Raw genomic sequence first — 21,802 nt, forward strand, 5'->3', positions numbered from 1 at the left:
GCACAATGAACAGGAAATTCGTGGCGGCGGCGCTCGTGGCGCCTCTCATCGCCTTCGGCCCCGCGACGGCCTGGGCGCATCACTGCCCGAAATCGTACAAGCATCATGCGCGCGGCGGCGAAAAGGCAAAATATGGCAGCAGCAAATCGATGCAGAACAAGCGTTCGGGATCGGAAAGCGGCAGCCAGGGATCGACCCAGAACCCCAATCAGGGCGCGGGCGGCGGCGATCAGGGAACGAGCGGCTCAAGCACGCGTCAAGGCATCTGACGGCTTGCGGGGTCTTTGACAGGGGAGGGATCGTCGCAGTCCTTCCCCTGCGCTCTACGCTTCCGCTTCGGCCATGCGGGGAAGCGTGATGCGCACGATAAGGCCGTGCGGCGAGGCGTCGAGCAGGGAAACGGCTCCGCCGTGATTTTTGACGATCGAGCGCACGATCGACAGGCCCAGGCCGAAACCGCTGTGACGATCCATCGTCCGGCCGGGTTCGCCGCGCACGAAGGGCTCGAAAACCGTCGCCTTCTGGTCGTCGGGTATGCCGACGCCATTGTCGGCGACGTCGATCTGCAGCTTGCCGTCGGACGATTCCTGAATTCGGATCACGACCTCGTCGGCATGATGCACCGCGTTTTCGACGAGGTTGGAAAAGACGCGCTGCATATCAGTCAGCGAGCCGACGATCATCTGATGGCCGCCGCCGATATAGGTCACGTTGCAGCCCATCTCCGCGAACTGGTCGGCGACGGTCTGCAGGACGCTGTCGAGATCGATGGGGCTGTAATCGGACTTGTCGCTCTCCGCCCGAAGATGCTCGAGATTCTTGCGCAGCATCGAATCCATGAGATTGACGTCGCGCAGCATCTTCATGCGCAAGCCGTCGTCGGCGATGAATTCCGTCCTCAAATTCAGCCTGGTGATGATTGTCTTGAGGTCGTGGCTGACGGCCGCGAGAATGCGGGTGCGCGCGGCGATCATCAAACGGATTCTGTGCTGCATCCGATTGATCGAACGGGTCAGCTCCCGCACTTCGCTCGGTCCCCGCTCCTGCAGCGGGCGGTCGCCGTCGCCGTCGCCGGGAAATAGCTCAGCGTGGCGCGCCAGCGTGATCAGCGGCTCGACAATGCCGTTCGACGCCCAAAGCACGAGCACGGACGTGCTCACGAAGAACAGCAGGGCGGAGAGCGCCCAGGGCGTCAGAAGAAAGGGCGTGCCCGGCTCAGGCTGCCAGAGCCAGCGCCAGACCGAGCGCGGGGGCTTGCGGTGCTGCGTGATGGAGATAAGGGCATAGCCGCCTTTGCGCAGGGACACGCCCATGATCCCGGGCGCGGCGTCGGACGGCGCGACGGAGGCGAAGACGTCGGCGCTTGGCCAGAGATCCGTCTGAATGAGGCGGATCTCATTGGCGAATTCACGGTCGTCGACCTCCACGGAGGCCGGTCGCTCCGCTTGGATATGAATATTTGCAAAGGGAACGGCGTGCGAGAATTCGGATAGGAGATTTTGCCTGTCGTCATTGGGCGCGGCGTCCAGCGCGAGAATGACGCTGGCGATGAAATCCGCCTGATCCACAATGTGACGCCGGCCTTCGACGTCGAGGACGTGGAAGGTGACCAGCACCACCGTCTGAAAGGACACGATCGAGGCGAGAATCAGAAAAGTGATCTGACCGGCGAGTCGATCCGGCTGCAAGCGCCGCATGAGACCTCGCAGCGTCATGCACGTGAAACTGGCGCGGACAGCATATAGCCTTCCGATCTCACCGTCTGGATCATCGCCGGATTTTTGGGGTCTTTTTCCAGCTTCTGCCGCAGACGGCTGATCAGCACGTCGATGCTGCGCTCATAGGGGCCGGCGGTGGGCCCATGCGTCATGTTGATCAATTGGTCGCGCGTGAGCACGCGGTTGGGGTTCTCGCAGAAGGCGTGCAGGAGATCGAATTCCGCGCCCGTCATCGCGACCTTCATCCCGCTCGGGGAGACGACCTCGCGCGACAGGAGATTCACCCGCCATCCCAGAAACTGGAAAGACTGGCTCTGCGAAACGCCGCCGGCGCGGCTTTGCGGCTCGGCGCGGCGCAGCACGGCCCGGATGCGCGCAAGGAGCTCGCGCGAATTGAAAGGCTTCACGACGTAATCGTCGGCGCCGATCTCGAGTCCCAGAATCTTGTCCACGTCCTCGCCCTGCGCCGTGACGATGATGATGGGAATATCATGCGCCGCCCTGACGCGACGGCAGATGGAAAATCCGTCTTCCCCCGGAAGATTGAGATCGAGGATGAGGAGATCGAACGCGCCGCTCGCCAATTTTGCGTCGAGCCCCTCGCCATTCGCAAGGCGCGTGACCTCCATCCCGTGATTTCCCAAATACCGGGAAATCAGCTCTCCGATTTCCGCGTCGTCTTCCACCAACAGAACCGCGCTGCGATTGCTCATGCCGTCATCAGCCTCTCAAAGGGCGAAGCGCTAGGCGAAACAATTCTCGCCTATAGCGCATCGAATGTCGCGTGTCCGCGTGCGCCTCTCCCGGCCGGCCCTGCTGGAAATATTGCAGAAATATATTCCGCTTCGCGCAGAGCGGGGGAGGCGGCCTCCTGCAAGTCTTGCCGGGCGTCGAAGACCCGAAACTGGCCTGCGCGGGTCGTGCGAGCCGTCGGTCTATCGGGCCACGGATCGCGTATCGCATGGGGCCGGACCCGACGAGCCGCCGGGCGGCAACGGGACAGAAACAAATCCGGCGCGGCCCGTCACAATTAAGTCGTGCAATCCGCGTTGATAGCGTCCGGTCCAGTTGACGGCGGCCGCCACAATTAGACTATCTTCACAGGTCTGTCCGTTCGCAGGAAATATTCCTACCCATGACCGCGTCCGAGAAGCTTCAAAAGCTGTCGCTCCGCGCCAAGCTTTTGATCGCGGCGGCGACCGCCATCGCCATGGCGGGCGCGACCTGGGCGGTGAAATCCGGCCATGGGGGCGACGGGCGTCGCGCGGGCGCGGAAGGCGCCCAGCTCATCCGTAAGGGAAGCTCGATTTTCGCGCCCGAGGGCTCGCCCTATCGGGCGCGCATCGTGGTGGCGCCGGTCCAGCAGAAGAGCATCAGCCGCAGCAAATTGGTGACGGGAGCGGTGGAGGCCGACCCGACCCGCACGGTCAAAATCCTGGCGCCCGTCGCCGGGCGCGTCGCCGACCTCGGCGTCTCCCTTGGCGACACGGTGAAGAAGGGCCAGCGCCTCGCGACGATCGACTCGGGCGATCTCGCGCAGGCCGTCGCGGACGCCGAAAAGGCGCGGGCGACGGTGAAGCTCACAAAGAGCGCCTTCGAGCGGGCGACCGGCCTCAACAAGGCGGGCGGCCTCGCGCTGCGCGAACTGGAGCAGGCTCAGAACGACTACCGCCAGGCGACGACCGAGCTCAAGCGCGCGGAAGCGCGTCTGGAGGTCATCGGCGACAGCGGCGCCATTTCCGGCCAGCGGCAGATCGTGCTGACCTCTCCGATCGACGGCGCCGTCACCGCCCTCGAAACCGCGCCGGGCGATTTCATCGACAACGCAACCGAGTCGATGATGACCATCTCCAACCTCGAAAAAGTGTGGGTGACGGCGAGCGTGCAGGAGAAGGACCTGTCCTTCGTGCAGAAGGACGAGCGCGTCGAGGTGACGCTCCTCGCTTATCCCGGCGAAGTCTTTTCCGGACGCGTGCAGATCATCAGCCAGTTGCTGGAAGCCGACACGCGCCGCAACAAGGTGAGGATTTCCTTCGACAACCCCTATGGCATCTTCAAGCTGAACATGTTCGCCTCGGTGCGCTTCTTCGCGCCCGCCGCCCAGAGCCTTCTCGTTCCCTCCTCGGCGCTCTTCATCGTCAACGACACGACGAGCGTCTTCGTCGAGACCGCCCCCTGGACCTTCCAGAGAAAGCCTGTCGTGATCGAGGCGGACTATGAGGGCTCGTCGATCGTGCGCGGCCTCGAGCCGGGCCAGCGGGTCGTGGTGCGCGGCGGAGTCCTCCTGAATGATTGAGCGCGCCGTCGAGCTCTGCCTGCGGAACCGCCTGATCGTCATCCTCGTGACGATCCTGGTCTTCTTCTACGGCGTATATTCCTGGACGCAACTCAAGCTCGAGGCCTATCCCGACGTGGGCGACGTCACGGTGATCGTCACGACCCAGGCGCGCGGCCTCGCGGCGGAAGAGGTCGAGCAGCAGATCACCGTGCCGCTCGAACGCGCGCTCGCGAGCACGCCGGGGCTCACGACGATCCGCTCAAGCAGCACTTTCGCCCTCTCGCTCATCACTCTGGTCTTCAAGGACGGCGTGGAGGATTATTGGGCGCGCCAGCGCGTTCTGGAGCGCGTCAGCCAGGCGCCCCTGGCGTCGACCTATCAGCCGACGCTCGGCCCCTTGACCGGCCCGGTCGGCGAGATCCTGCGCTACTCGCTCGAATCGGACGAGAAGAACCTCGCCGAGCTTTCCGAAATCCAGCGATGGGTGGTTCTGCCCGCCCTCAATCAGGTTCCGGGCGTGGCGAGCGTCGCCAATTTCGGCGGCTTGACGCGGCAATTTGAGCTCGAGGTCGATCCGCTGGCGCTTCAGCGCTACGACCTCGGCCTTTCCGACGTCTCGCGCGCCATCGTCAACAACAGCGCCAGCTCGGGCGGCAGCCGCATCACGCGCGGCGAGCAATCCTATGTCATCCGCAGCATCGGACTCGTCCGCGATCTCGAGGATCTCGGCAATATCGTCGTGACCGAGAGCAAGGGGACGCCCATCCTCACGCGGGACCTCGGGACGCCGCGGCTGAGCAGCCAGGAGCGCGAGGGCGTCCTCGGCAAGGACCATAATTCCGATACGATCCAGGGCACGATCCAGATGCTGAAGGGCGAAAACGCCCAGCCGGTTCTGAAGGCGGTCCACGAACGCATCGACCAGCTCCAGGCGGAGCTCGCGCCGCAGGGCGTGCGGATCGTCCCCTATCTCGACCGCAACGAGCTCGTCGAGGCGACGGTCTCGAAGGTCGGGCATACGGTCGGGGAAGGCGTCGCCCTCGTCTTCATCGTGCTGATCCTGTTCCTCGGCAGCCCGCGCAGCGCCCTCGTCGTCGCGGTGACGATTCCGATCGCGCTCAGCGTCACCTTCATCCTGATGAACTTGACGAAGCTGCCGGCCAACCTCCTGTCGCTCGGCTCCATCGATTTCGGCGTCATCGTCGACGGCGCCATCGTGGTGACGGAAGCGATCCTGAGGGTGCGCGAGCACAACCCCACCCGGCCGCTCGAAACCGACACGGTTCAATTCGTCGTGCGGCAGGTCGTGAATCCGATCTTCTTCGCGACGATCATCATCATCACGGCCTATCTGCCGCTCCTCGGGCTCGAGCGCGTCGAGGCGAAGCTCTTCTCGCCGGTCGCCTACACCATCTCCTATGCGCTGTTCGGCGCCCTGCTCTGCTCTCTGCTGGTCGTTCCCGGCCTCGCTTATATCGCTTTCCACAAGCCGTCCGAGATCTTTCACAATGTCGTTCTCGAACGGCTCCAGGACAATTACGGGCGCATGCTCGCCCATTGCGTCGACCGGCCGCGCATCGTCTACGGCGCCGCCGGCGCGGCCTTCGCCGGCGTCCTCCTCGCCGGCGCGACGATCGGACGCGAATTCCTGCCGAATCTCGACGAAGGTTCGCTATGGCTGCAGGTTCAGTTGCCGAGCGGCATCTCCATCGGCAAGGCGGAGGAAATGGCGCGCGATCTGCGCAATGCGGTGATGGAGTTCCCCGAGGTCTCCTTCATCGTGTCGCAGATCGGCCGCAACGACGACCGCACCGATCCATGGACGTTGAGCCATATCGAGGCGCCGGTCGGCCTGAGGCCCTATGAGGAATGGCCGGCGGGCGAGACCAAGGCGGATTTCGTGCGCCGTCTCGGCGAGCGGCTGAGGCGGCTTCCCGGCGTGGATGTGGGCGTCAGCCAGCCCATCATCGACAATGTCAACGATCTGATGAGCGGCGCGCACAGCGCCCTCGTCGTCAAGGTGTTCGGTCAGGATCTCAAGGAAACGCGCCGCATCGCTTCCGACATCGTCGCGACCTTGCGGGAAACGCCCGGCACGACGCAGACGTCGATCGTCCAGGAGCCGCCGATCCCTCAGATCGCCTTTCATATCGATCGCGGCACGGCGGCGCGCTACGGCATCAATGTCGCGGACGTCGCGAACCTCATCCAGACCGGCGTCGGCGGCAGTCCGATCGGCCAGGTCTATGTCAACGACCGCAGCTACGACATCACCGTCCGCTTCCCGCCGGAGGCGCGCAACAGCCCCGAGGCGCTGGGCAATCTCCTCGTCAACGCGACGGCCGGCGCGCAGGTCGCCCTGTCGCAGATCGCGAAGATCACGCTGCAGAATGGCGAGAGCGCGATCTCACACGACAAGACGAAGCGCTCGCTGACCGTCCGCGTCGATTACGACAATCGCGACCTCTCCTCCTATCTCGCCGACGCGCAGGGCCGGATCGCGAAAAACGTCAAATATGATCCGTCGCTCTACAAGGTCGTCTGGGGCGGCAAGTTCGAGAACCAGCAGCGGGCGCAGGCGCGCCTGACCGTCATCGTCGGCGCCGTTCTCGTGCTGATGTTCGTGTTCCTGTTCATCGGCTTCGGCAAGTTGCGCCACGCCGCGCTCATTCTCGGCGTCGTGCCGCTCGCGATCCTCGGCGGCCTCGTCTCCCTGCATATTCGGGGCGACAGCCTCAATGTCGCGACGGGCGTCGGATTTCTTGCGCTGTTCGGCGTCGCGGTGCAGAACGGCATCATCATGGTCGCCAATCTCAACAGGACGTCCGCCGTTCGCATCGCCGCCGCGCGCGCGCGCTGGGTGGCGACCGAGGTCGAGCCCGCCGCGATGAAGCGCGACTTCATCGCGGCGGTGAAAACCGGCGTGCTGGAAGGCGCCGGCGAACGCTTCCGACCCGTGCTGATGACCTCCACCGTCGCGACCGTCGGCATGCTGCCCGCGGCGCTGGCGACGGGCGTCGGCAGCGACGTGCAGCGCAGCCTCGCAACCGTCATCGTCGGCGGCCTCGTCGTGGCGACGCTGCTGACGCTCTTCATTCTGCCGACATTCTATTTCGTCATTGAATGCTTCATCCGCGCGGGAAGCGAGACGGCCGCGGCGCGAGAAGGCGCGCCCGCAAGATGAGCCGGCGTCTCGCGCCTTTCGCGCTCGCCGCCTCGGCGCTGCTCGCCGCCTGCGCCGTCGGTCCCGATTTCGCGCCGCCGGCGGCGCCGGACGCCCCCTATTTCACGCCCGAGCGCACGGCCTCGCCGGGGGAAGGGCAGCGTTTCGTCGAAGGCGCGGACATTCCCGCCGAATGGTGGAGGCTCTTCAAATCGAAGCCGCTCGACGCGCTGGTGCGGGAGTCGCTCGAGAACAATCCGTCGCTGCAGGCGTCCGAGGCCGCCGTCCGCATCGCCTATTACAATGCCGAGGCGCAGAAAGGCGGCTTCTTCCCGCAGGCGCTGCTCACGTCGAGCGACAGCAACAATCTGCAATCGAACAATCGCGCGCTCGGCGAGATCAATCCCTCGCTGTTCCGGCAGTTCTATCCCACGCCCGCCAATATTGCGAGCGGGATTCCGTCTCCGAGTCCCGCGACGACCAATCCCAACGCCAATTACGGCCTGTTTCTGAAACAGATGAACGTCAGCTTCACGCCGGACGTCTGGGGCGGCAATGCGCGCGCGGTCGAGTCGCTGACCGCGCAAGCCGAGCAGCAGAGCTGGCAGCTCGAGGCCGCGCATCTCGCGCTCACGACCAATGTCATCGTCGCGGCGATCCAGGAGGCTTCGATCCGCGGGCAGATCGAGGCGACGAAGACCATCATCACGATCCTGCGCGAGACGCTGGATATCCTGAACCGGCAATATTCCTTCGGCTCCATCGCCAAGGCCGACGTGATCGCCCAGGAGGCGGAGCTCGCGCAATTTGAGCAGACTTTGCCGCCGCTCGAAAAGCAGCTCGAGATACAGCGCAATCTCCTCACGGCGCTTGCGGGCCGGCTGTCCTTCGAAGGACCGGGCGAGCTATTCGAACTTAAGAGCTTCGCGCTGCCCGCGACGGTTCCCGTCAGCCTCCCCTCGAAGCTCGTCGCGCAGCGCCCGGACATCAAGGCCGCGGAAGCCAATCTGCATCAGGCTTCCGCCGCGGTCGGCGTCGCCATCGCCAACCGCCTGCCCAATATCACGCTCTCCGCCAATGTCGGCGCGAGCGCCTTCCACATGGCGCAGCTCTTCGCGCCGGGGACGGGCCTCTATACGGCGGCGGCCAATATTTCGCAGCCGATCTTCGACGGCATGACGCTGCTCAATAAGCAGAAGGCGGCCGCGGCGGCGCTGGAACAGGCGGACGCGCAATATCGCGACACGGTCATTCACGCCTTCCAGAACGTCGCCGACGCGCTGCGCGCGCTGCAATCCGACGCCAAGGCGGTGTTGACCGCGCGCAAGGCCGAGGACGCCGCCAGGCGCAGCCTCGACATTGTCCGCATGCAGCTCAAATATGGCCAGGTCTCGCAGATCGCGGTGCTCAACGCGCAGCGCACCTACCTCCTCGCCTCGCTCTCGCGGGTGCAGGCCGAGGCGACCCGCCTTTCGGATACGGCCGCCCTCTTCATGGCGCTCGGCGGCGGCTGGTGGAATCGCTGACCGGCGCGAGAAGGATCACGCCCCGGGCTCTTCGAGATCACGCTGCGACCGAACGGAATCGCCCGATCGCAGCATGATCGATTGCAGATTTGGCGCGCGCCTTAATCGAGAACCTTGCCGCCGGCGTCCGCGCAGGCCTGAGCGGATTCCTTATAGACCCATCCCTGGCCCTTGCAGGCGTTCTTGCCTTTGCAGGCGTTCTTGGGCGTATGGCAGTCGCTCTTGCCCTTGCAGCTATTGGCGCCGAGGCAATGCACGCGCGCCGTCGCCGTTTCGGCCTTCGCGGCGGGCGCGGTCCCGGCGAGCGCGATGGAGACGGCCGCTATTGCGAGCGTGGCCCCGTTGATCGTTTCCTTCTTCATGTCGTTTCTTCCCTGCGCCAGGAAATGGCGCGGGCATATTGGCGCCGGGCCGGCGATTACGCCAGCGCGCTTTCCGCATTGCGGGCCGGCAAGGACCGCGCGACGGGCGGCCGCGCGACCAACCATTTCTTAGCGAATCGACGGCGCGATTTCGCCGCTCCCGATTCGGACCGTCTTCGTCCACGGCCCGTCCCCGAATTCCCGCTCCGGGACAGGCGCGGAAGGCCGGCAATTAATCTTGCGGCAAGAAACGAGAGCTCCCGTCAATGCACGCGGAATTCGCCGTTCACCAGCCGCATCTCCGCGGGCTTGATCAATTGCGCATGCGCGACCGTGACGCCATGCAGCGGCCCGTCGAGACTCCGGGTCCAGAAATCCAGGAACTTCCTCAGCTCCGGAAAATGCGGATGCAGATCATATTCCTGCCAGATATAGGCTTGGAGAATCCCGGGATGATCCGGCAGGCGATAGAGAATATTCGCCGTGGTGAGACCATAGCCCTGCATCTGCAGGCGGAATTCGCTCGACGCCATGCCGCTTCCCCTTTCCGCTCGAAAGCCCGCTTCCGATAAGCTAGGGCCGACCGGCTGGCCAAAGCAACTCTCGCGCCATGAAACCGTAATAAAAACAGCCTGCTATCAGCGCATCGCCATGAGTGCTGATTTCCGGCGCCGCCTTTTGAAGCGCGCGCGGGCCGCCGACGCCGACCGGCAAGCGTCGCGATCCCGCGCAGGGCCATTTACGCTGCGGCGCGGCGCGGTAGGAATTTCTAAACCATAAGCGAAAAGCGGCGTCCGCGACGCCGGCGCGCGCCACGATTTTGACGAGCGCCTTCACGAGCATGGCCGCCCATGATTTCGCGCCTCGCTTTCTTGTCCCTGCTGCTCCTGCCGACGCCGCTTGCCGCGGGCGCGATCCCGCCCGGCGAGAAGGGCTCGGCCGCCTCCGTCGTGCGCGCGGTGACGCCCGGCGTCGTGAATATCGCGACGAAGCGCATCGAATCCGTCGAGGCGCCGGCGGTCGCCGATCCGGTGCTGCAGGAGTTCTTCGAAATTCCCCCTACGCGCCTGAAGCGCGAGACGACCTCCGCCGGCTCCGGCGTCATCGTCGACGCCCAGCGCGGACTTATTCTCACCAACGAACATGTCGTGCGCGGCGCTTCGGTCATCGAGGTCACGACGAAGGACGACCGGCGCTTTCGCGCTCAGCTTGTCGGCAAGGACAAGGCGACGGACGTCGCCGTCCTGAAGATCAAGGCCGACAATCTCGCCGCCGTGCCGATGGGCGACAGCCGAACGCTCGAAGTCGGCGATTTCGTGCTCGCCATCGGCAATCCCTTCGGGCTCGGCCAGACGGTGACGTCCGGCATCGTCTCGGCGATGGGCCGCACCGGCCTCGGCATCGAAGGCTATGAGGATTTCATCCAGACCGACGCCTCGATCAATCCGGGCAATTCCGGCGGCGCGCTGGTGACGCTCGACGGCCGCCTCGTGGGACTCAACACAGCCATATTTTCGAAGTCCGGCGCGAGCCACGGCATCGGCTTCGCCATTCCGATCGACATGGCGCGGCGGATCATGTCGCAGCTCGTCGAAAGCGGCGAGGTGCGTCGCGGCCATATCGGCGTTTCGATCCGCTCGCCGGCCGGCGGCCGCGCCGGCGCGGAGATCGTCTCCGTCGAGCCGGCCTCTCCCGCCGCGCTTGCGGGGCTGACGAAAGGCGACGTGATCAACGCCGTCGACGGGAGAGCGATCGCGGCCCCCGCGCAATTGCGCACGCTGCTCGGCGTCACGCGCGCGGGCAGCGAGATCGAGATGCAGTTCCGCCGCGCCGGCGAGCCGAGGCGGACGCGTCTGCGGATCGAAGCGACGCGAAAAGCCGCGGATGCAAGCGCGCCGCCGCATCGTTAGAGCGGGCGGCCGTTTTGAAAGGCGGAAACGCGCCTATTTCAAAACGACAACCTTCGTGCCGACCTTCACGCGCGAATAGAGGTCGATCACGTCGTTATTGGTCATGCGGATGCAGCCCGACGAGACGGCCGCGCCGATCGTGTCGGGTTCGTTGGAGCCGTGGATCCGATAGGCGCTGGAGCCGAGATAGAGCGCGCGGGCGCCCAGCGGATTGTCCATCCCGCCCGCCATGTAGCGCGGCAAATCGGGCCGGCGCTTGAGCATGGGAGCCGGCGGCCGCCAATCCGGCCATTCGCGCTTGCGGGTGACCGTCTTCGCGCCCGACCAGGTGAAGCCCTGGCGACCCACGCCGACGCCATATTCAATCGCCTGGCCGCCGCCGAGAACGTAATAGAGGCGACGATCCGCGGTGGAGACGACGACCGTCCCCGCCTTATATTCCGGATGGCGCCAGACCACGAGCTGCTTGGGGATCGCCGCCTGACGGAAGATTGTGAGAAAATCGGCGATGGGACCGCGGTCGAAGGGACCGGCGAGCGACGGAACGGTCCCGGCCGCGAGAGCGAGAAGGGTTCCAAAGCTCAGTCCGCGCGTCCTCATGATTTTCCTCATCCTCGACAAAGCTCGCCTTGCGCTCTTGTTCGACGACGATTGAGGCTGAAATCCGGCCTCTGACGCGGAGTTGGAGCGCGCGGCGAAAAAATGGGAACCGACCGCCCGACGCGCGCGCCAAATTTTGGGAAGCCGTCATCCTGCGGAGATTGAGCATGGCGAGGCGAAGCGCGGGCGTCCTTCTCCACCGTCGAGGCGCCGGCGGCGTCGAGGTGCTGCTCGCCCATCCCGGCGGGCCGTTCTGGGCGAAGAAGGACGAAGGCGCCTGGTCCATCCCCAAGGGCGAGATCGACGTCGAGGAAGACCCGCGCGACGCGGCCCGACGCGAATTCCTCGAGGAGACGGGCGTCGCGCTTGCGGGCGAGATGACGCCGCTCGGCGCCTTCAGGCAGCCGAGCGGCAAGACCGTCCTCGCCTTCGCCGTCGAGGGCGACCTCGATCCCGCTCACCTTTCAAGCAATCTTTGCCGGCTTGAATGGCCCCCGAAATCCGGGCGCTTCATCGACGTTCCGGAGGTGGATCGGGCGGCCTGGTTCACCCTCGCCGAGGCCGAGACGAAGATCGTCAAGGGACAGCGTCCCATCCTTGCCGCGCTCAGAGCCCACATCGCGCGATCGACTCCAAAAACATAGAGCGCGCGCTGTATGCGAAAATCGGCTCCCACTTTTCGCAGCGCGCTTTAAGGCGAGGGCGCGCGCCAGGGCGAGGCGCCCGGAACCCAGCACTCGACGCCCCGATGACATTCAGCCCCGGTGAGGCGGTTGCGGTGGAAATAGGGAGAAGCGGACGGCCCGTAGCGATTGCTCCAGGCGAAAGACGCCAGGCCAAGGGCGATGAGCGCGAAAATGGCGTTCCGCCACACTCGGGGCCGGCGCATGGGCGTCTCCGCGGCGAGAGAACCGTCAATGCGCGGAATTTGGGGCGTCTCGGGGCGAAGCCCAGCGTCGCCGAAGGAATGTCGGTTCCCCCCCCCCCCCGCGCGAGCTCCCATCTCGCGGGCGGGCGCGGAAAGATTTGTGGCGAAGGGGCGAAAGCTTTGCCATTTATCGGAATCCGACCGAAGATGGACCCGAATATGAGCGGACGATTCGAGTTGACCTCGGCAAGCCATCTTGAACCGGGCCGGACCTTTCCGCCGGGCTGGCGGCCGCGCGTCTACCAGCTCGGCCCGGGCCGGATGCGCGCCGTCCGCAAGCATGCCGAGATCGCCCCCGGTCTCTCCGTCGAGGAGCTGCGTCTTTTCGCCGGATCGATCCGCGTCCATGACGTCTTCGATCCAGGAGCGCTGAAGATCGCCTTTTTCGAAACGCCGGACATGCGCGTCCTCGGCAACCGCGTTTGCAACGCCTTTGTCGGCGTCGCCTATGGCGGCGCGCGTTTCGACAGCGCGACCTCGGCTCCCGGCGTGGCGACGGTGGTGAGCTTTTCAGAGGCGACGGCGCGGCGCGTCGTCCCCGACGCCGCCGCGCCGCGCCTGCTGGAGCGCCTGAGCGGCCCCCTCGGCCTGGAGACGCTCATTTATCCGCTGACGCCCCAGGCTGGCGCGCTCAGGGAGAAGCTGCGCCGCCTGCTTTCTCCCATCGACGGCGGAATCGATTCGCCCGAGGACATCATCGCGACAAGCGCCAAGCTCATCGGCCAGATCCTCTCCGCCAGGCTGCTCATACCCGGACTGAGCGCCGGGCGCCGGCGCGAATTGGCGCTCGCCGTGGAGGAGCTGCTTTGGGAGCCGCCCGCCGCCAATGGCGCGCACAAGCTCTCCCTGGACGACGCCGCCAAACGCCTCAATAGTTCGAGACGCAGCATACAGCTCGCCCTGCAAGAGGAATTCGGCCTCGGCTATGTCGCGCTGAAGCGGGCGATCCGGCTCCAACAGGCCCAAGCGGCTTTGAAACGGGCGCCGAAGCTTGGCGTCGGCGAGGTCGCCCGGATCCACGAATTCTTCCATTTGAGCCGGTTTTCGAAGCATTACCGGGACATGTTCGGGTTCTTGCCTTCGACCGCGCCGGATGACGCGCCGGCCGGCGGCTAGATCGCGCCCGCGATCGGGCGGAATGGGTCCGGACGGTCCCGGCGCGCGCCGCCGGCAGCTACGCTTTGCGCAAAATGGCTAAGGACAAAGATGAATTCATTCCCCTATTCTGTGTAACTGTCGACGATTCAACGCGGCAAGAAGAAATACGCTAGGTATATTTGCATTGAGACAGGTGCGGGGCGATGCTCAGAGAAGCCGAACAAGCCTATGAAAGCTCTAATAAATTCTTGCGCAAGGCCAAAAAGTCCCGCGCCAGCCGCACGATAACGAGACGCGAACTGGCCCGGGCGGTCGCTTCGGCCTGCTCTTTCCTTCCTCAAACCCGCGCGGGCGCGCTCGTCGACGAAGTCCTCGAAGAAATTTCCACTGCTCTGATTTCGGGCGAAAACGTCACTTTGTGCAATTTCGGCAAGTTCGTGCTCGTCGAGAGAAAAGAGCGCACGGGCCGCAATCCGCGCACCGGCGCTCTCGCCATCGTCCTCCCCCGCAGGGTCGCCAGCTTCCGCCCCTCCCGCTATTTGAAGGCGGCGATCGCGAAAAATATCGGCCGCGTCGGCGTGAAGGGCTGACGCTCCGGCGCGCGCCGCCCGATGAGCGGGACGCTCGTCTCGCTTGCGCCGCGATTGCGCGCTCTCGCGCTGGCGGCGATAGGATGCGGCGGCCCGAAAATTCCTTTCCTGGCTCGGCGCGCCGTTGCAGGATGACGGCGGCGCGCCAAATCGCAGCCTGACGGAGATACGACATGTCCAGCATCGCCGTCGTCAACGCAGGCTCGTCCAGCATCAAATTCGCGGTCTTCGACGCCGCAGCGAATCCCGTCCTCCGTCTCAGGGGACTGATCGAAGGCATTGGCGCGACGCCGCATGCAAAGCTATCGAATGCGGAGGGCGAAACGGTCCTGAGCGAAAGCCCGCCGGCGGAAGGCTTCGATCACGCCGCCGCGACCCGGACAATGATGCGCATCGCCGCGCAATGGCTGGGCGGCAAGGACATCGTCGCGGTCGGCCATCGCGTCGTGCATGGCGGCGGGGCGCTTTCGGCGCCCTTGCCCGTGACGGCCGAGATCCTCCAGACGCTCGCCGCCTTCATCCCCCTGGCGCCGCTGCATCAGCCCCATAATCTCGCGGTGATTCGCGCCATGCTGGCGGAACATCCGCGGCTCCCGCAGGTCGCCTGTTTCGACACGGCCTTTCACGCCAGCCAGCCGCCGCTCGCGCAGGCCTTCGCCATTCCGCGCAAATATTCGCAGGCGGGCGTGCGGCGCTATGGATTTCACGGCGTTTCCTACGAATATGTCGCGGGACGGCTTCTGGAAATCGCGCCCGAAATTGCGCGAGGGCGGGTCATCGTCGCGCATCTCGGCAATGGCGCGAGCCTCTGCGGCATGAAGGACGGCAAGAGCGTCGCGAGCACGATGGGCTTCACCGCCGTGGACGGGCTGATGATGGGGACGCGTTGCGGCGCGCTCGACCCCGGCGTCTTGCTGCATATGATCGACCAGTACGGCATGGGCGCGCGCCAGCTCGAGGATTTGATCTATCGCAAATCAGGCCTGCTCGGCGTCTCGGGCGTCTCCTCCGACATGCGGACGCTTCGCGCTTCCTCCGCGCCCGAGGCCGGCGAGGCGATCGCGCTTTTCGTCTATCGCATTCAGCGCGAGATCGGCTCGCTGGCGGCGGCGCTCGCCGGTCTCGACGCCATCGTCTTCACCGGCGGCATTGGCGAGAACGACGCCGCGACCCGCGCCGAGGTCGCGGCCGGCTGCGCCTGGCTGGGGATTGCCCTGAACGAGACGGCCAATCGCGCCGGAAGCCTGAGAATTTCCCCCCCGCAATCCGCCGTCGCCGTCTACGTCGTCCCCACCAATGAAGAATTGCAGATCGCGCGCTGCGTCTGGCGCGTCGCCTGCTCGCAATGACCGCGAAGATCTAACCGCGCCGCCCGAATCTTGACGACAGCCATTCGCCGATTCGCTCCATATAAAGATAGGTCACCGGCGTCGTGAAGATGGTCAGCGCCTGAGAAACGATGAGCCCGCCGACAACCGCAACGCCCAAGGGCTGGCGCAGATCCGCGCCGGCGCCGACGCCCACGGCGAGCGGCAGCGTCACGAAAATCGCCGCCATCGTCGTCATGAGGATAGGCCGGAAGCGCAGAATCGCGGCTTCATGAATTGCCTGCTGCGGCGACATTTCTTCGCCGCGCATGCGCTCGATCGCGAAATCGACCATCATGATCGCATTCTTTTTCACGATGCCGATCAGCATCAACAGGCCGATGATCGCCATCATCGTCAGATCGAAGCCGAATAGATTGAGAAAGAACAGCGCGCCGATCGCCGCCGACGGCAGCGAGAGGAGAATGGTGACGGGATGCGTGAAGCTCTCGTACAGAACGCCGAGCACGATATAGACCACGAAGAGCGCCGCCGCGATGAGGAGCGGCTGGGTGGAGAGCGAGCGCTGGAATTCGCGCGCCGCGCCCGAGAACGAGCCCTGCAGCGAGGCGGGCGCGCCCATCTCCGTCATGGCGCCCTCGATCCTGGCGACGGCCTGGCCAAGCGCGACGCCTTCCGCAAGGTTGAAGGAGATGGTCACCGCCGGCACTTGATTTTCATGATTGATCGCAATCGGCGCCTGCATGGGCTGCAGCGTCGCAAATTGCCGCACCGGAATGAGCTTTCCATCGGAATTGCTCACATATATGCGCGACAGCGCCGACTGCTCCGTCTGGTATTGCGGTTCGACCTCGAGAACGACGCGATAGGTGTTGGTCGATCCGTAGAGCTGCGCGATAAAGGGCTTGCCGAAGCTGTCATAGAACGTCTGCTGAATGCCCGTAACGTTGACGCCGAGCCGCGCCGCCGCGTCGCGGTCGATATTGACCATCAAGCGCGAACCGCCGGTTTGCTGGTCGCTGGCGACGTCGAGAAGCCCGGGAAGCGTTCGCATTCTGGCGAGCGCGCGCGGCGCCCAGTCATTCAGCTCCGCCAGATCGAGGTCTCGAAGCGTGTATTGATATTGCGTCGCCGTCAGGCGCGCGCCGATGCGGATATTCTGGATGGACTGCAAAAAGGTCAAGACTCCCGGCACATCCGCGAACTCGCCGCGCAGCCGCTGAATAACCGCGTCGGCATTGGCCTCGCGCTCGCCATAAGGCTTGAGCTGAATGAAGAAGCGTCCGGTGTTCATGCCGGAACTGGCGCCCCCGCCAATGAAGGAACCGAAGGATTCCACCGCCGGATCCCGCGCGATGATCTCCGCCACCCTCTGCTGGCGCTGCGCCATGCCGTCGAAAGAAATATCCTGATCGGCCTGGGTGACGCCGAAGATGATGCCGGTGTCTTCTTGCGGAAAGAAGCCCTTCGGCATGGAATAGAACAGCCAGCCCGAGGCCGCGATCAGGGCGATGTTGAGGGTCATGATCGACGGCTGGTGGCGAAGCGTGAAATCGAGGCCGCGCGTGTAATAGGCGACGATGCGGTCGAAGGCGCGCTCGCTCAGATTGTAAAGCCGCCCATGCCGCGCTTCTTTGGGATTACGCAGAAGAAGCGACGCCATCATCGGCGAAAGAGTCAGCGCGATAAGCGCGGAAAGCGCGACGGCCGTCGACACCACGACGCCGAATTCGCGAAACAGCCGGCCGACAATGCCGCTCATGAAGAGGATCGGAATGAAGACGGCGATGAGCGAGATGGTGATCGAAACGATGGTGAAGCCGATCTCCTGCGCGCCGTCAATCGCGGCCTTTGCGGGATCGTGGCCTCTCTCCAGATAGCGGTAGATATTCTCCACCATGACGATCGCGTCGTCCACGACGAGGCCGACGGCGAGCGTCAGACCCATCAGCGAGAGATTGTCGAGCGTGTAGCCCAGCAGATACATCGCCCCGAATGTGCCGACCAGCGACAAAGGCACGGTTACGCTTGGAATCGCCGCCGCGCCGAAGTTTCTCAGGAATGCGAAAATCACGATGATGACCAGCACGACGGCCGCGACGAGAGTCCACTGCACGTCCGCGAAGCTTTCGCGGATCGAGACCGAGCGGTCGCTGACGACGGAAAGCTCGATGCTCGCCGGTACGCCGCGCCTGAACTGCGGCAAGGCGGCCTTGATCGCGTCGACGAGATCCAGCGTGTTGGCGCCGGCCTGACGCCACACGCCGATCATCTCTCCGCGCTCGAGCTTCACCCAGCCGGCCTGCAACGGGTCCTGCGGCCCGACCGCCACGGTCGCGACCTGATTGAGCCGCACCGGCGCGCCGTTGCGATAGGCGACGATGACCCGGCCGATGTCTTCCGGATTGAACAACTGGCCATTGGTGCCGATCTGAAACGCGCGCTCGCTTCCCTGCAGGGAGCCGACCGGAAGTTGCGCGGTGCTTCCGGAAACGGCGCTCGCGACATTGTCGAGACCGACGCCGCGCCAGGCGAGCGCGGCGGGATTCACCTTTATCGTCGGCGCATAGGTCTGCTGGCCGAAAATCAGCACCTGCCCGACGCCCGACATTACCGCGATCTGCTGCGCGATATTGAGATCGGCATATTGATCGACCGTTTCGAGCGGCAGCGCCTTCGAGGTGAGGCCGAGAATGATCACCGGGCTGTCCGCCGGATTGACTTTGCGATAGGTCGGCGGCGTTGGCAGATTTTTCGGCAGATTCCCCTGCGCGGCGTTGATGGCCGCCTGAACGTCGCTCGCCGCGCCGTCGATCTGTCGGGAAAGATCGAACTGCAACGTCACCTGCGTGAAGCCGAGGATGCTCGTCGAGCTGATCTGGTTGACCCCGGGCAAAGCCGCGAATTGCCGCTCCAGAGGCTGAGCGACGGAGCTGGCCATTGTCTCGGGGTCGGCTCCGGGGAGATTGGCGGTGACGACGATCGTCGGGAACTCTATTTCCGGCATCGCCGCGACGGGGAGGAGAAAATAGGCCGCGGCGCCTCCCACCAGAAGGGCGAGCATAAGCAGAAAGGTCGCGATCGGACGCAGAATGAAGGGCGTGGAAATATTCACCTGGCTGCGGCCCTGGGCATTTCCGCCGCGGCGGCGGGCGCCTCCTCCTTCACTGCCACGCGCATGCCCGGCGCGAGCCGCGAATAGCCGGAGGTCACGATCTTTTCGCCGGCGCGCAGCCCCGATCCGATCAACGCGGTTTCACGTTCCGTCTGCACCACGGTGAGCGGCCGCATCTCGACGGCGCCGTCCTGCCCGATCACATAAGCGTAGCTGCCCTGCGGGCCGGATTGAATCGCAACGCTCGGGGCTGTCACGCCGTTCTTCACCGTCTCGACGACGAGATGCGCATTGACGAACTGGCCCCGCCATAATTTGGCGTCGGCATTTGCGAACTGCGCCTTGAGCTTCACGGCGCCGGTCGTCTGGTCGATCTGATTGTCCACGAGATTGAGAACGCCGCGCGCGACCTCCCGCCGATCGGCCTGATCGAATGCGAGCACGGTCAGCGTTCCATGGCCCATCGCCGTGCGCACGCGAAGCGTTTCGGCTTCAGGCAGGGTGAAGACGACGTAGATCGGCTTGATTTGCGTGACAATGACGAGCGTCTGGCTGTTCGCCTGCACCAGATTGCCGATATCGACCTGCCTCAGCCCGGTGACGCCGCCGATCGGCGATCTCACGGAGCAGTAATCGAGATTGAGCTTGGCGGCCTCGACCGCCGCTTCGTCCAATTGGATTGTGGCCTCGCTGGCCGCGACAGTCGATTGTTGCTGGGTGAACTGCTGCTGGGAAATGTAATTGCCGTTCTGCAGTTTCGCGTAGCGCGCGAGATCCTTGCGGGCGCTGACGAGCGTCGCTTGATCGCGGGCGAGCGTCGCCTTGGCCTGATTATACACGGCCTGAAAAGGACGCGGATCGATCTCCGCAAGCGTGTCGCCCTGCCTGACCTCCTGCCCCTCCTTGAAATTGATCCGAACGATATTGCCGACCACACGGCTTTGCACGGCGACCGTGTTGAAAGCCGTCACCGTGCCGAGGCCGCGCAAGAAGACAGGCACATCCGCCGTCGCCGTCGTGGCGGCGGTAACGGCGATTGCTTGAGGCGCGGGGCCGGCCGGCCTCGCATTCTCGCGCGGCCATAGCCGATAAGCGGCGCCGAGCGCGACCAGAAAGCCGCCAAAGAGCGCGACAGTCTTCCAAGCTTGCATAAGGGCTCAGCTAAAGCGTCGATCCTTTACTCAATTATAGGGCGGATTAAGCGCGCGCCGCCTCGCGCCGTCACATTTCGCCGCGGAGCGCGGCAACCGGATGTCGCGATCGCATGGCGGAGCGGCGGTCCTTTTGCGACCATGCGGCTGCGTTCTCGCCTCGAGTCCGCTCGCCAATGCTCCGACGTCCAACGCAAACGGGAGAGCCCCAAGATTCGCAAGCGCGGCTTCAGTATGTTGCAACTACCCAAGCGTTCAAACGGATGTCGAATGTGAACGGACCAGCGCTTCCATGCCGCTCAACAAGCGCCACGCCCGCCTCTTCAGATTCTGTAAATCGAGCGCATCCTGCCTGAGCCAGGAATGAATCTGTTCCGCAATTTCGAACGTGTAAGGCGTGACCGCTTTATGATGTCTAAGGTCAGCCTTTATCGTTCCGGCGATTTCCTTCATGTCCCGTTGCGAGGCTATGGCGCCGGTCGCTTTCACGACGACGCCAAGCTGATCAAGCGGGGCGGAAAACCACTTGTCATAATGGATGACGCCCCTAATCTCCGATCCCAGATGACGCAATGCGTCGAGATAGTGTTCAATCCACAACAGTTCCCCGAGCTCAAGAGGAAGACCGTCTCGCGCCAGGAGCGAAGCCGCCACGGCTCGGGGATCGCGAACGCATAGAAGCCAGATCGGCTCCACATCCATTTCCGAGAAAATTTCCTTCCAGAGGGGAAGAAAATGAGTGGTTCGCGGGTCCTTGAACGCCCACACGCCGTTTGCCGTTTCCAGTTGGTCCGAAACGATCCGCTTCAGCCGGTCCTTGATCTGCTCCGGCGTCTCCCTGTGCGAAAAGGGGCGAACGATCCGAATCGTATCCCATGTGGTGCCCGAGGCGCGCAGCAGCTCATTGTGGCAATTTACGATTGGAATAAGCTCATAATAGCCATCGGCGTTGAAGGAGTCTCGCGGCTGCAACGGGCCGCCAAGTTTAATTCCGAGGCGTTCGATTATTCGCGCGCAAAGAGACGTGCCGGCGCGGTGCATGCCCACAATCACGACAACGCGCCGACATGACGACGGCCGCATAACCGACTTTAAAAGAGCGTCTGTCCGGCCACGGAAGATATCGCTTAGTTTTCCTGCCTCCGCCCTGTTGGCGTCGAGCTGCGTAACTTCGTCCAACTCGGTTCGAAACCAATCTTGAGCCGGAAAGCGGAGCGCCGCCTCGCGAAGAATTGGCAAGGCCTCGGCAAGCCGGTTCTGAGAGCGCAGGAGTATCGCTCCGATGCGGTACCCGGATGGATCTTCCGGAAAGTCGCTACGTAGCTCGGCCGCTAAATCCATCGCCTCAAGGAAGTCTCCCCGCGCATGCGCGGTCCGGGCCAACTCAGCCGTCACCCATGCTTCTTTGGGGAACCGCGAGGCGCCCTCGACCAGGATCGTAAGCGCTTCGTCAAGCTCGGAAAGGGATCGGGCGCTGAGCGCGCCGAGGAGATATCCGGTTTGATCGCCGGGAAATGCGTCTCGCAATTTTGCGGCCAGATCAAAGGCTCCGCGGAGGTCTCGACGCGCCCACGCCGTCCACGCCAGTTCAACCGTCACCCATGCCTGGTCGGGAAAATGCGACGCCCCTTCGGCGAGGATCGCGATCGCTTCCTCATATTGGCCGAGCTCGCGCGCGTAAACCGCGCCAAGGCGATAGCCCGCGGGATTATCTGGAAAGTCGCTGCGCAGCTTCGCCGCGCAAAAAATCGCCTTCGGCCAATCCCTGCCCCGCGCGTTTCGCGCTTCGACGATCAAAGATGAAGCTGTCTGCGTTCGATCCATCTCAATCCCATATTCGGAAAGGCGAGTGGAAATATTTATCGGCCGCCCTGGCCTACGCAAGCGAATTTATCGCGGATTCAATCCTCACGCTCGATGACGTTCCGGCGCTCCGCCTGAAAAGCGTTGCGCCGCGGCGTATGGCGCTTTGGGCCTGCGGGGCAGGGCCGGAGGTCATTGAGCCGTCGCTCCTTTGAAGCAGTCGCGATGCGAT

18 protein-coding genes are annotated in these 21,802 nt (G+C 64.3%); 9 read left to right on the plus strand and 9 right to left on the minus strand.

What is annotated here, in order from left to right; all coding sequences use genetic code 11:
- Nucleotides 1-5: 5 nt before the first annotated feature.
- Nucleotides 6-269 (plus strand): hypothetical protein, encoded by a 264-nt coding sequence (locus ACV7JP_RS05650; RefSeq protein WP_457798245.1) that lies wholly within the window; start codon nucleotides 6-8, stop codon nucleotides 267-269.
- A 54-nt stretch (nucleotides 270-323) separates the two neighbouring features.
- Here ACV7JP_RS05650 and ACV7JP_RS05655 read toward each other — a convergent pair whose 3' ends face one another.
- Both ACV7JP_RS05655 and ACV7JP_RS05660 read right to left on the minus strand, forming a co-directional pair.
- A complete protein-coding gene (locus ACV7JP_RS05655) occupies nucleotides 324-1,697 on the minus strand; it encodes an ATP-binding protein (RefSeq protein ID WP_457798246.1) in 1,374 nt (457 codons plus the stop codon).
- Between the two features lie 14 nt (nucleotides 1,698-1,711).
- Nucleotides 1,712-2,431 (minus strand): response regulator, encoded by a 720-nt coding sequence (locus ACV7JP_RS05660; protein WP_457798247.1) that lies wholly within the window; start codon nucleotides 2,429-2,431, stop codon nucleotides 1,712-1,714.
- Nucleotides 2,432-2,853: 422 nt separating this feature from the next.
- Between ACV7JP_RS05660 and ACV7JP_RS05665 the strand changes: the two genes are divergently transcribed.
- Genes ACV7JP_RS05665 through ACV7JP_RS05675 form a run of 3 tightly spaced genes read left to right on the plus strand, consistent with a single transcriptional unit; the run spans nucleotide 2,854 to nucleotide 8,685 of the window.
- The gene (locus ACV7JP_RS05665) at nucleotides 2,854-4,014 is read left to right on the plus strand and encodes an efflux RND transporter periplasmic adaptor subunit (RefSeq protein ID WP_457798248.1); all 1,161 of its coding nucleotides are present in this window, start codon (nucleotides 2,854-2,856) and stop codon (nucleotides 4,012-4,014) included.
- Entirely contained in the window at nucleotides 4,007-7,180 is a 3,174-nt protein-coding gene (locus ACV7JP_RS05670; protein ID WP_457798249.1) for an efflux RND transporter permease subunit, read from the plus strand. The genes ACV7JP_RS05665 and ACV7JP_RS05670 overlap by 8 nt, the downstream gene beginning before the upstream one ends.
- Nucleotides 7,177-8,685, plus strand: a complete 1,509-nt coding sequence (locus tag ACV7JP_RS05675) for an efflux transporter outer membrane subunit (protein ID WP_457798250.1) — start codon at nucleotides 7,177-7,179, stop codon at nucleotides 8,683-8,685. The genes ACV7JP_RS05670 and ACV7JP_RS05675 overlap by 4 nt, the downstream gene beginning before the upstream one ends.
- Before the next feature lie 101 nt (nucleotides 8,686-8,786).
- Here the strand turns inward: ACV7JP_RS05675 and bufA2 are convergent, their stop codons facing one another.
- Complete coding sequence (gene bufA2 / locus ACV7JP_RS05680; protein ID WP_457798251.1) at nucleotides 8,787-9,047, minus strand: BufA2 family periplasmic bufferin-type metallophore; 261 nt, start codon at nucleotides 9,045-9,047, stop codon at nucleotides 8,787-8,789.
- Nucleotides 9,048-9,310: 263 nt separating this feature from the next.
- A complete protein-coding gene (locus ACV7JP_RS05685) occupies nucleotides 9,311-9,580 on the minus strand; it encodes an usg protein (RefSeq protein ID WP_457798252.1) in 270 nt (89 codons plus the stop codon).
- Between the two features lie 318 nt (nucleotides 9,581-9,898).
- On the opposite strand from ACV7JP_RS05685, the gene ACV7JP_RS05690 reads away from it, so the two are divergent.
- Nucleotides 9,899-10,957: a S1C family serine protease gene (locus tag ACV7JP_RS05690; RefSeq protein ID WP_457798253.1), complete on the plus strand. Its 1,059-nt coding sequence runs from the start codon at nucleotides 9,899-9,901 to the stop codon at nucleotides 10,955-10,957.
- A gap of 33 nt (nucleotides 10,958-10,990) precedes the next feature.
- Here ACV7JP_RS05690 and ACV7JP_RS05695 read toward each other — a convergent pair whose 3' ends face one another.
- Nucleotides 10,991-11,557 carry a L,D-transpeptidase gene (locus ACV7JP_RS05695; RefSeq protein ID WP_457798254.1) on the minus strand — a complete coding sequence of 189 codons (567 nt, stop codon included), beginning with the start codon at nucleotides 11,555-11,557 and terminating at the stop codon, nucleotides 10,991-10,993.
- Between the two features lie 167 nt (nucleotides 11,558-11,724).
- Here ACV7JP_RS05695 and ACV7JP_RS05700 point away from each other — a divergent pair, with 167 nt between their 5' ends.
- Entirely contained in the window at nucleotides 11,725-12,201 is a 477-nt protein-coding gene (locus ACV7JP_RS05700) for an NUDIX domain-containing protein (RefSeq protein WP_457798255.1), read from the plus strand.
- Nucleotides 12,202-12,248: 47 nt separating this feature from the next.
- Here the strand turns inward: ACV7JP_RS05700 and ACV7JP_RS05705 are convergent, their stop codons facing one another.
- A complete protein-coding gene (locus ACV7JP_RS05705) occupies nucleotides 12,249-12,446 on the minus strand; it encodes a hypothetical protein (RefSeq protein ID WP_457798256.1) in 198 nt (65 codons plus the stop codon).
- Nucleotides 12,447-12,644: 198 nt separating this feature from the next.
- On the opposite strand from ACV7JP_RS05705, the gene ACV7JP_RS05710 reads away from it, so the two are divergent.
- From ACV7JP_RS05710 to ACV7JP_RS05720, 3 genes are all read left to right on the plus strand, one after another.
- Nucleotides 12,645-13,601: a helix-turn-helix domain-containing protein gene (locus tag ACV7JP_RS05710; protein WP_457798257.1), complete on the plus strand. Its 957-nt coding sequence runs from the start codon at nucleotides 12,645-12,647 to the stop codon at nucleotides 13,599-13,601.
- A gap of 185 nt (nucleotides 13,602-13,786) precedes the next feature.
- Nucleotides 13,787-14,173 (plus strand): HU family DNA-binding protein, encoded by a 387-nt coding sequence (locus ACV7JP_RS05715; RefSeq protein ID WP_457798258.1) that lies wholly within the window; start codon nucleotides 13,787-13,789, stop codon nucleotides 14,171-14,173.
- Between the two features lie 173 nt (nucleotides 14,174-14,346).
- Nucleotides 14,347-15,522, plus strand: coding sequence for an acetate/propionate family kinase (locus tag ACV7JP_RS05720; protein ID WP_457798259.1), 1,176 nt, complete (start codon nucleotides 14,347-14,349; stop codon nucleotides 15,520-15,522).
- A gap of 10 nt (nucleotides 15,523-15,532) precedes the next feature.
- On the opposite strand, the gene ACV7JP_RS05725 is transcribed toward ACV7JP_RS05720, so the two are convergent.
- From ACV7JP_RS05725 to ACV7JP_RS05735, 3 genes are all read right to left on the minus strand, one after another.
- On the minus strand, nucleotides 15,533-18,616 hold the full coding sequence (locus ACV7JP_RS05725) for an efflux RND transporter permease subunit (RefSeq protein ID WP_457798260.1): 3,084 nt from the start codon (nucleotides 18,614-18,616) through the stop codon (nucleotides 15,533-15,535).
- On the minus strand, nucleotides 18,613-19,767 hold the full coding sequence (locus ACV7JP_RS05730; protein WP_457798261.1) for an efflux RND transporter periplasmic adaptor subunit: 1,155 nt from the start codon (nucleotides 19,765-19,767) through the stop codon (nucleotides 18,613-18,615). Before ACV7JP_RS05730 ends, ACV7JP_RS05725 begins: the two co-directional genes overlap by 4 nt.
- A gap of 255 nt (nucleotides 19,768-20,022) precedes the next feature.
- Complete coding sequence (locus tag ACV7JP_RS05735) at nucleotides 20,023-21,591, minus strand: tetratricopeptide repeat protein (protein WP_457798262.1); 1,569 nt, start codon at nucleotides 21,589-21,591, stop codon at nucleotides 20,023-20,025.
- Nucleotides 21,592-21,802 lie beyond the last annotated feature (211 nt).

It is taken from the genome of Methylocystis sp. S23, from assembly GCF_054106005.1.

Excerpts from the sequence above, each read along its gene's own strand:
- ACV7JP_RS05660 (WP_457798247.1), bottom strand. The coding sequence starts at position 2,431 with ATGAGCAATCGCAGCGCGGTTCTGTTGGTGGAAGACGACGCGGAAATC.
- ACV7JP_RS05720 (WP_457798259.1), top strand. The coding sequence starts at position 14,347 with ATGTCCAGCATCGCCGTCGTCAACGCAGGCTCGTCCAGCATCAAATTC.
- ACV7JP_RS05690 (WP_457798253.1), top strand. The coding sequence starts at position 9,899 with ATGATTTCGCGCCTCGCTTTCTTGTCCCTGCTGCTCCTGCCGACGCCG.
- ACV7JP_RS05730 (WP_457798261.1), bottom strand. The coding sequence starts at position 19,767 with ATGCAAGCTTGGAAGACTGTCGCGCTCTTTGGCGGCTTTCTGGTCGCG.
- ACV7JP_RS05665 (WP_457798248.1), top strand. The coding sequence starts at position 2,854 with ATGACCGCGTCCGAGAAGCTTCAAAAGCTGTCGCTCCGCGCCAAGCTT.
- ACV7JP_RS05695 (WP_457798254.1), bottom strand. The coding sequence starts at position 11,557 with ATGAGGACGCGCGGACTGAGCTTTGGAACCCTTCTCGCTCTCGCGGCC.
- ACV7JP_RS05705 (WP_457798256.1), bottom strand. The coding sequence starts at position 12,446 with ATGCGCCGGCCCCGAGTGTGGCGGAACGCCATTTTCGCGCTCATCGCC.
- ACV7JP_RS05670 (WP_457798249.1), top strand. The coding sequence starts at position 4,007 with ATGATTGAGCGCGCCGTCGAGCTCTGCCTGCGGAACCGCCTGATCGTC.
- ACV7JP_RS05650 (WP_457798245.1), top strand. The coding sequence starts at position 6 with ATGAACAGGAAATTCGTGGCGGCGGCGCTCGTGGCGCCTCTCATCGCC.
- bufA2 (WP_457798251.1), bottom strand. The coding sequence starts at position 9,047 with ATGAAGAAGGAAACGATCAACGGGGCCACGCTCGCAATAGCGGCCGTC.
- ACV7JP_RS05675 (WP_457798250.1), top strand. The coding sequence starts at position 7,177 with ATGAGCCGGCGTCTCGCGCCTTTCGCGCTCGCCGCCTCGGCGCTGCTC.
- ACV7JP_RS05735 (WP_457798262.1), bottom strand. The coding sequence starts at position 21,591 with ATGGATCGAACGCAGACAGCTTCATCTTTGATCGTCGAAGCGCGAAAC.
- ACV7JP_RS05710 (WP_457798257.1), top strand. The coding sequence starts at position 12,645 with ATGAGCGGACGATTCGAGTTGACCTCGGCAAGCCATCTTGAACCGGGC.
- ACV7JP_RS05685 (WP_457798252.1), bottom strand. The coding sequence starts at position 9,580 with ATGGCGTCGAGCGAATTCCGCCTGCAGATGCAGGGCTATGGTCTCACC.
- ACV7JP_RS05700 (WP_457798255.1), top strand. The coding sequence starts at position 11,725 with ATGGCGAGGCGAAGCGCGGGCGTCCTTCTCCACCGTCGAGGCGCCGGC.
- ACV7JP_RS05655 (WP_457798246.1), bottom strand. The coding sequence starts at position 1,697 with ATGCGGCGCTTGCAGCCGGATCGACTCGCCGGTCAGATCACTTTTCTG.
- ACV7JP_RS05715 (WP_457798258.1), top strand. The coding sequence starts at position 13,787 with ATGCTCAGAGAAGCCGAACAAGCCTATGAAAGCTCTAATAAATTCTTG.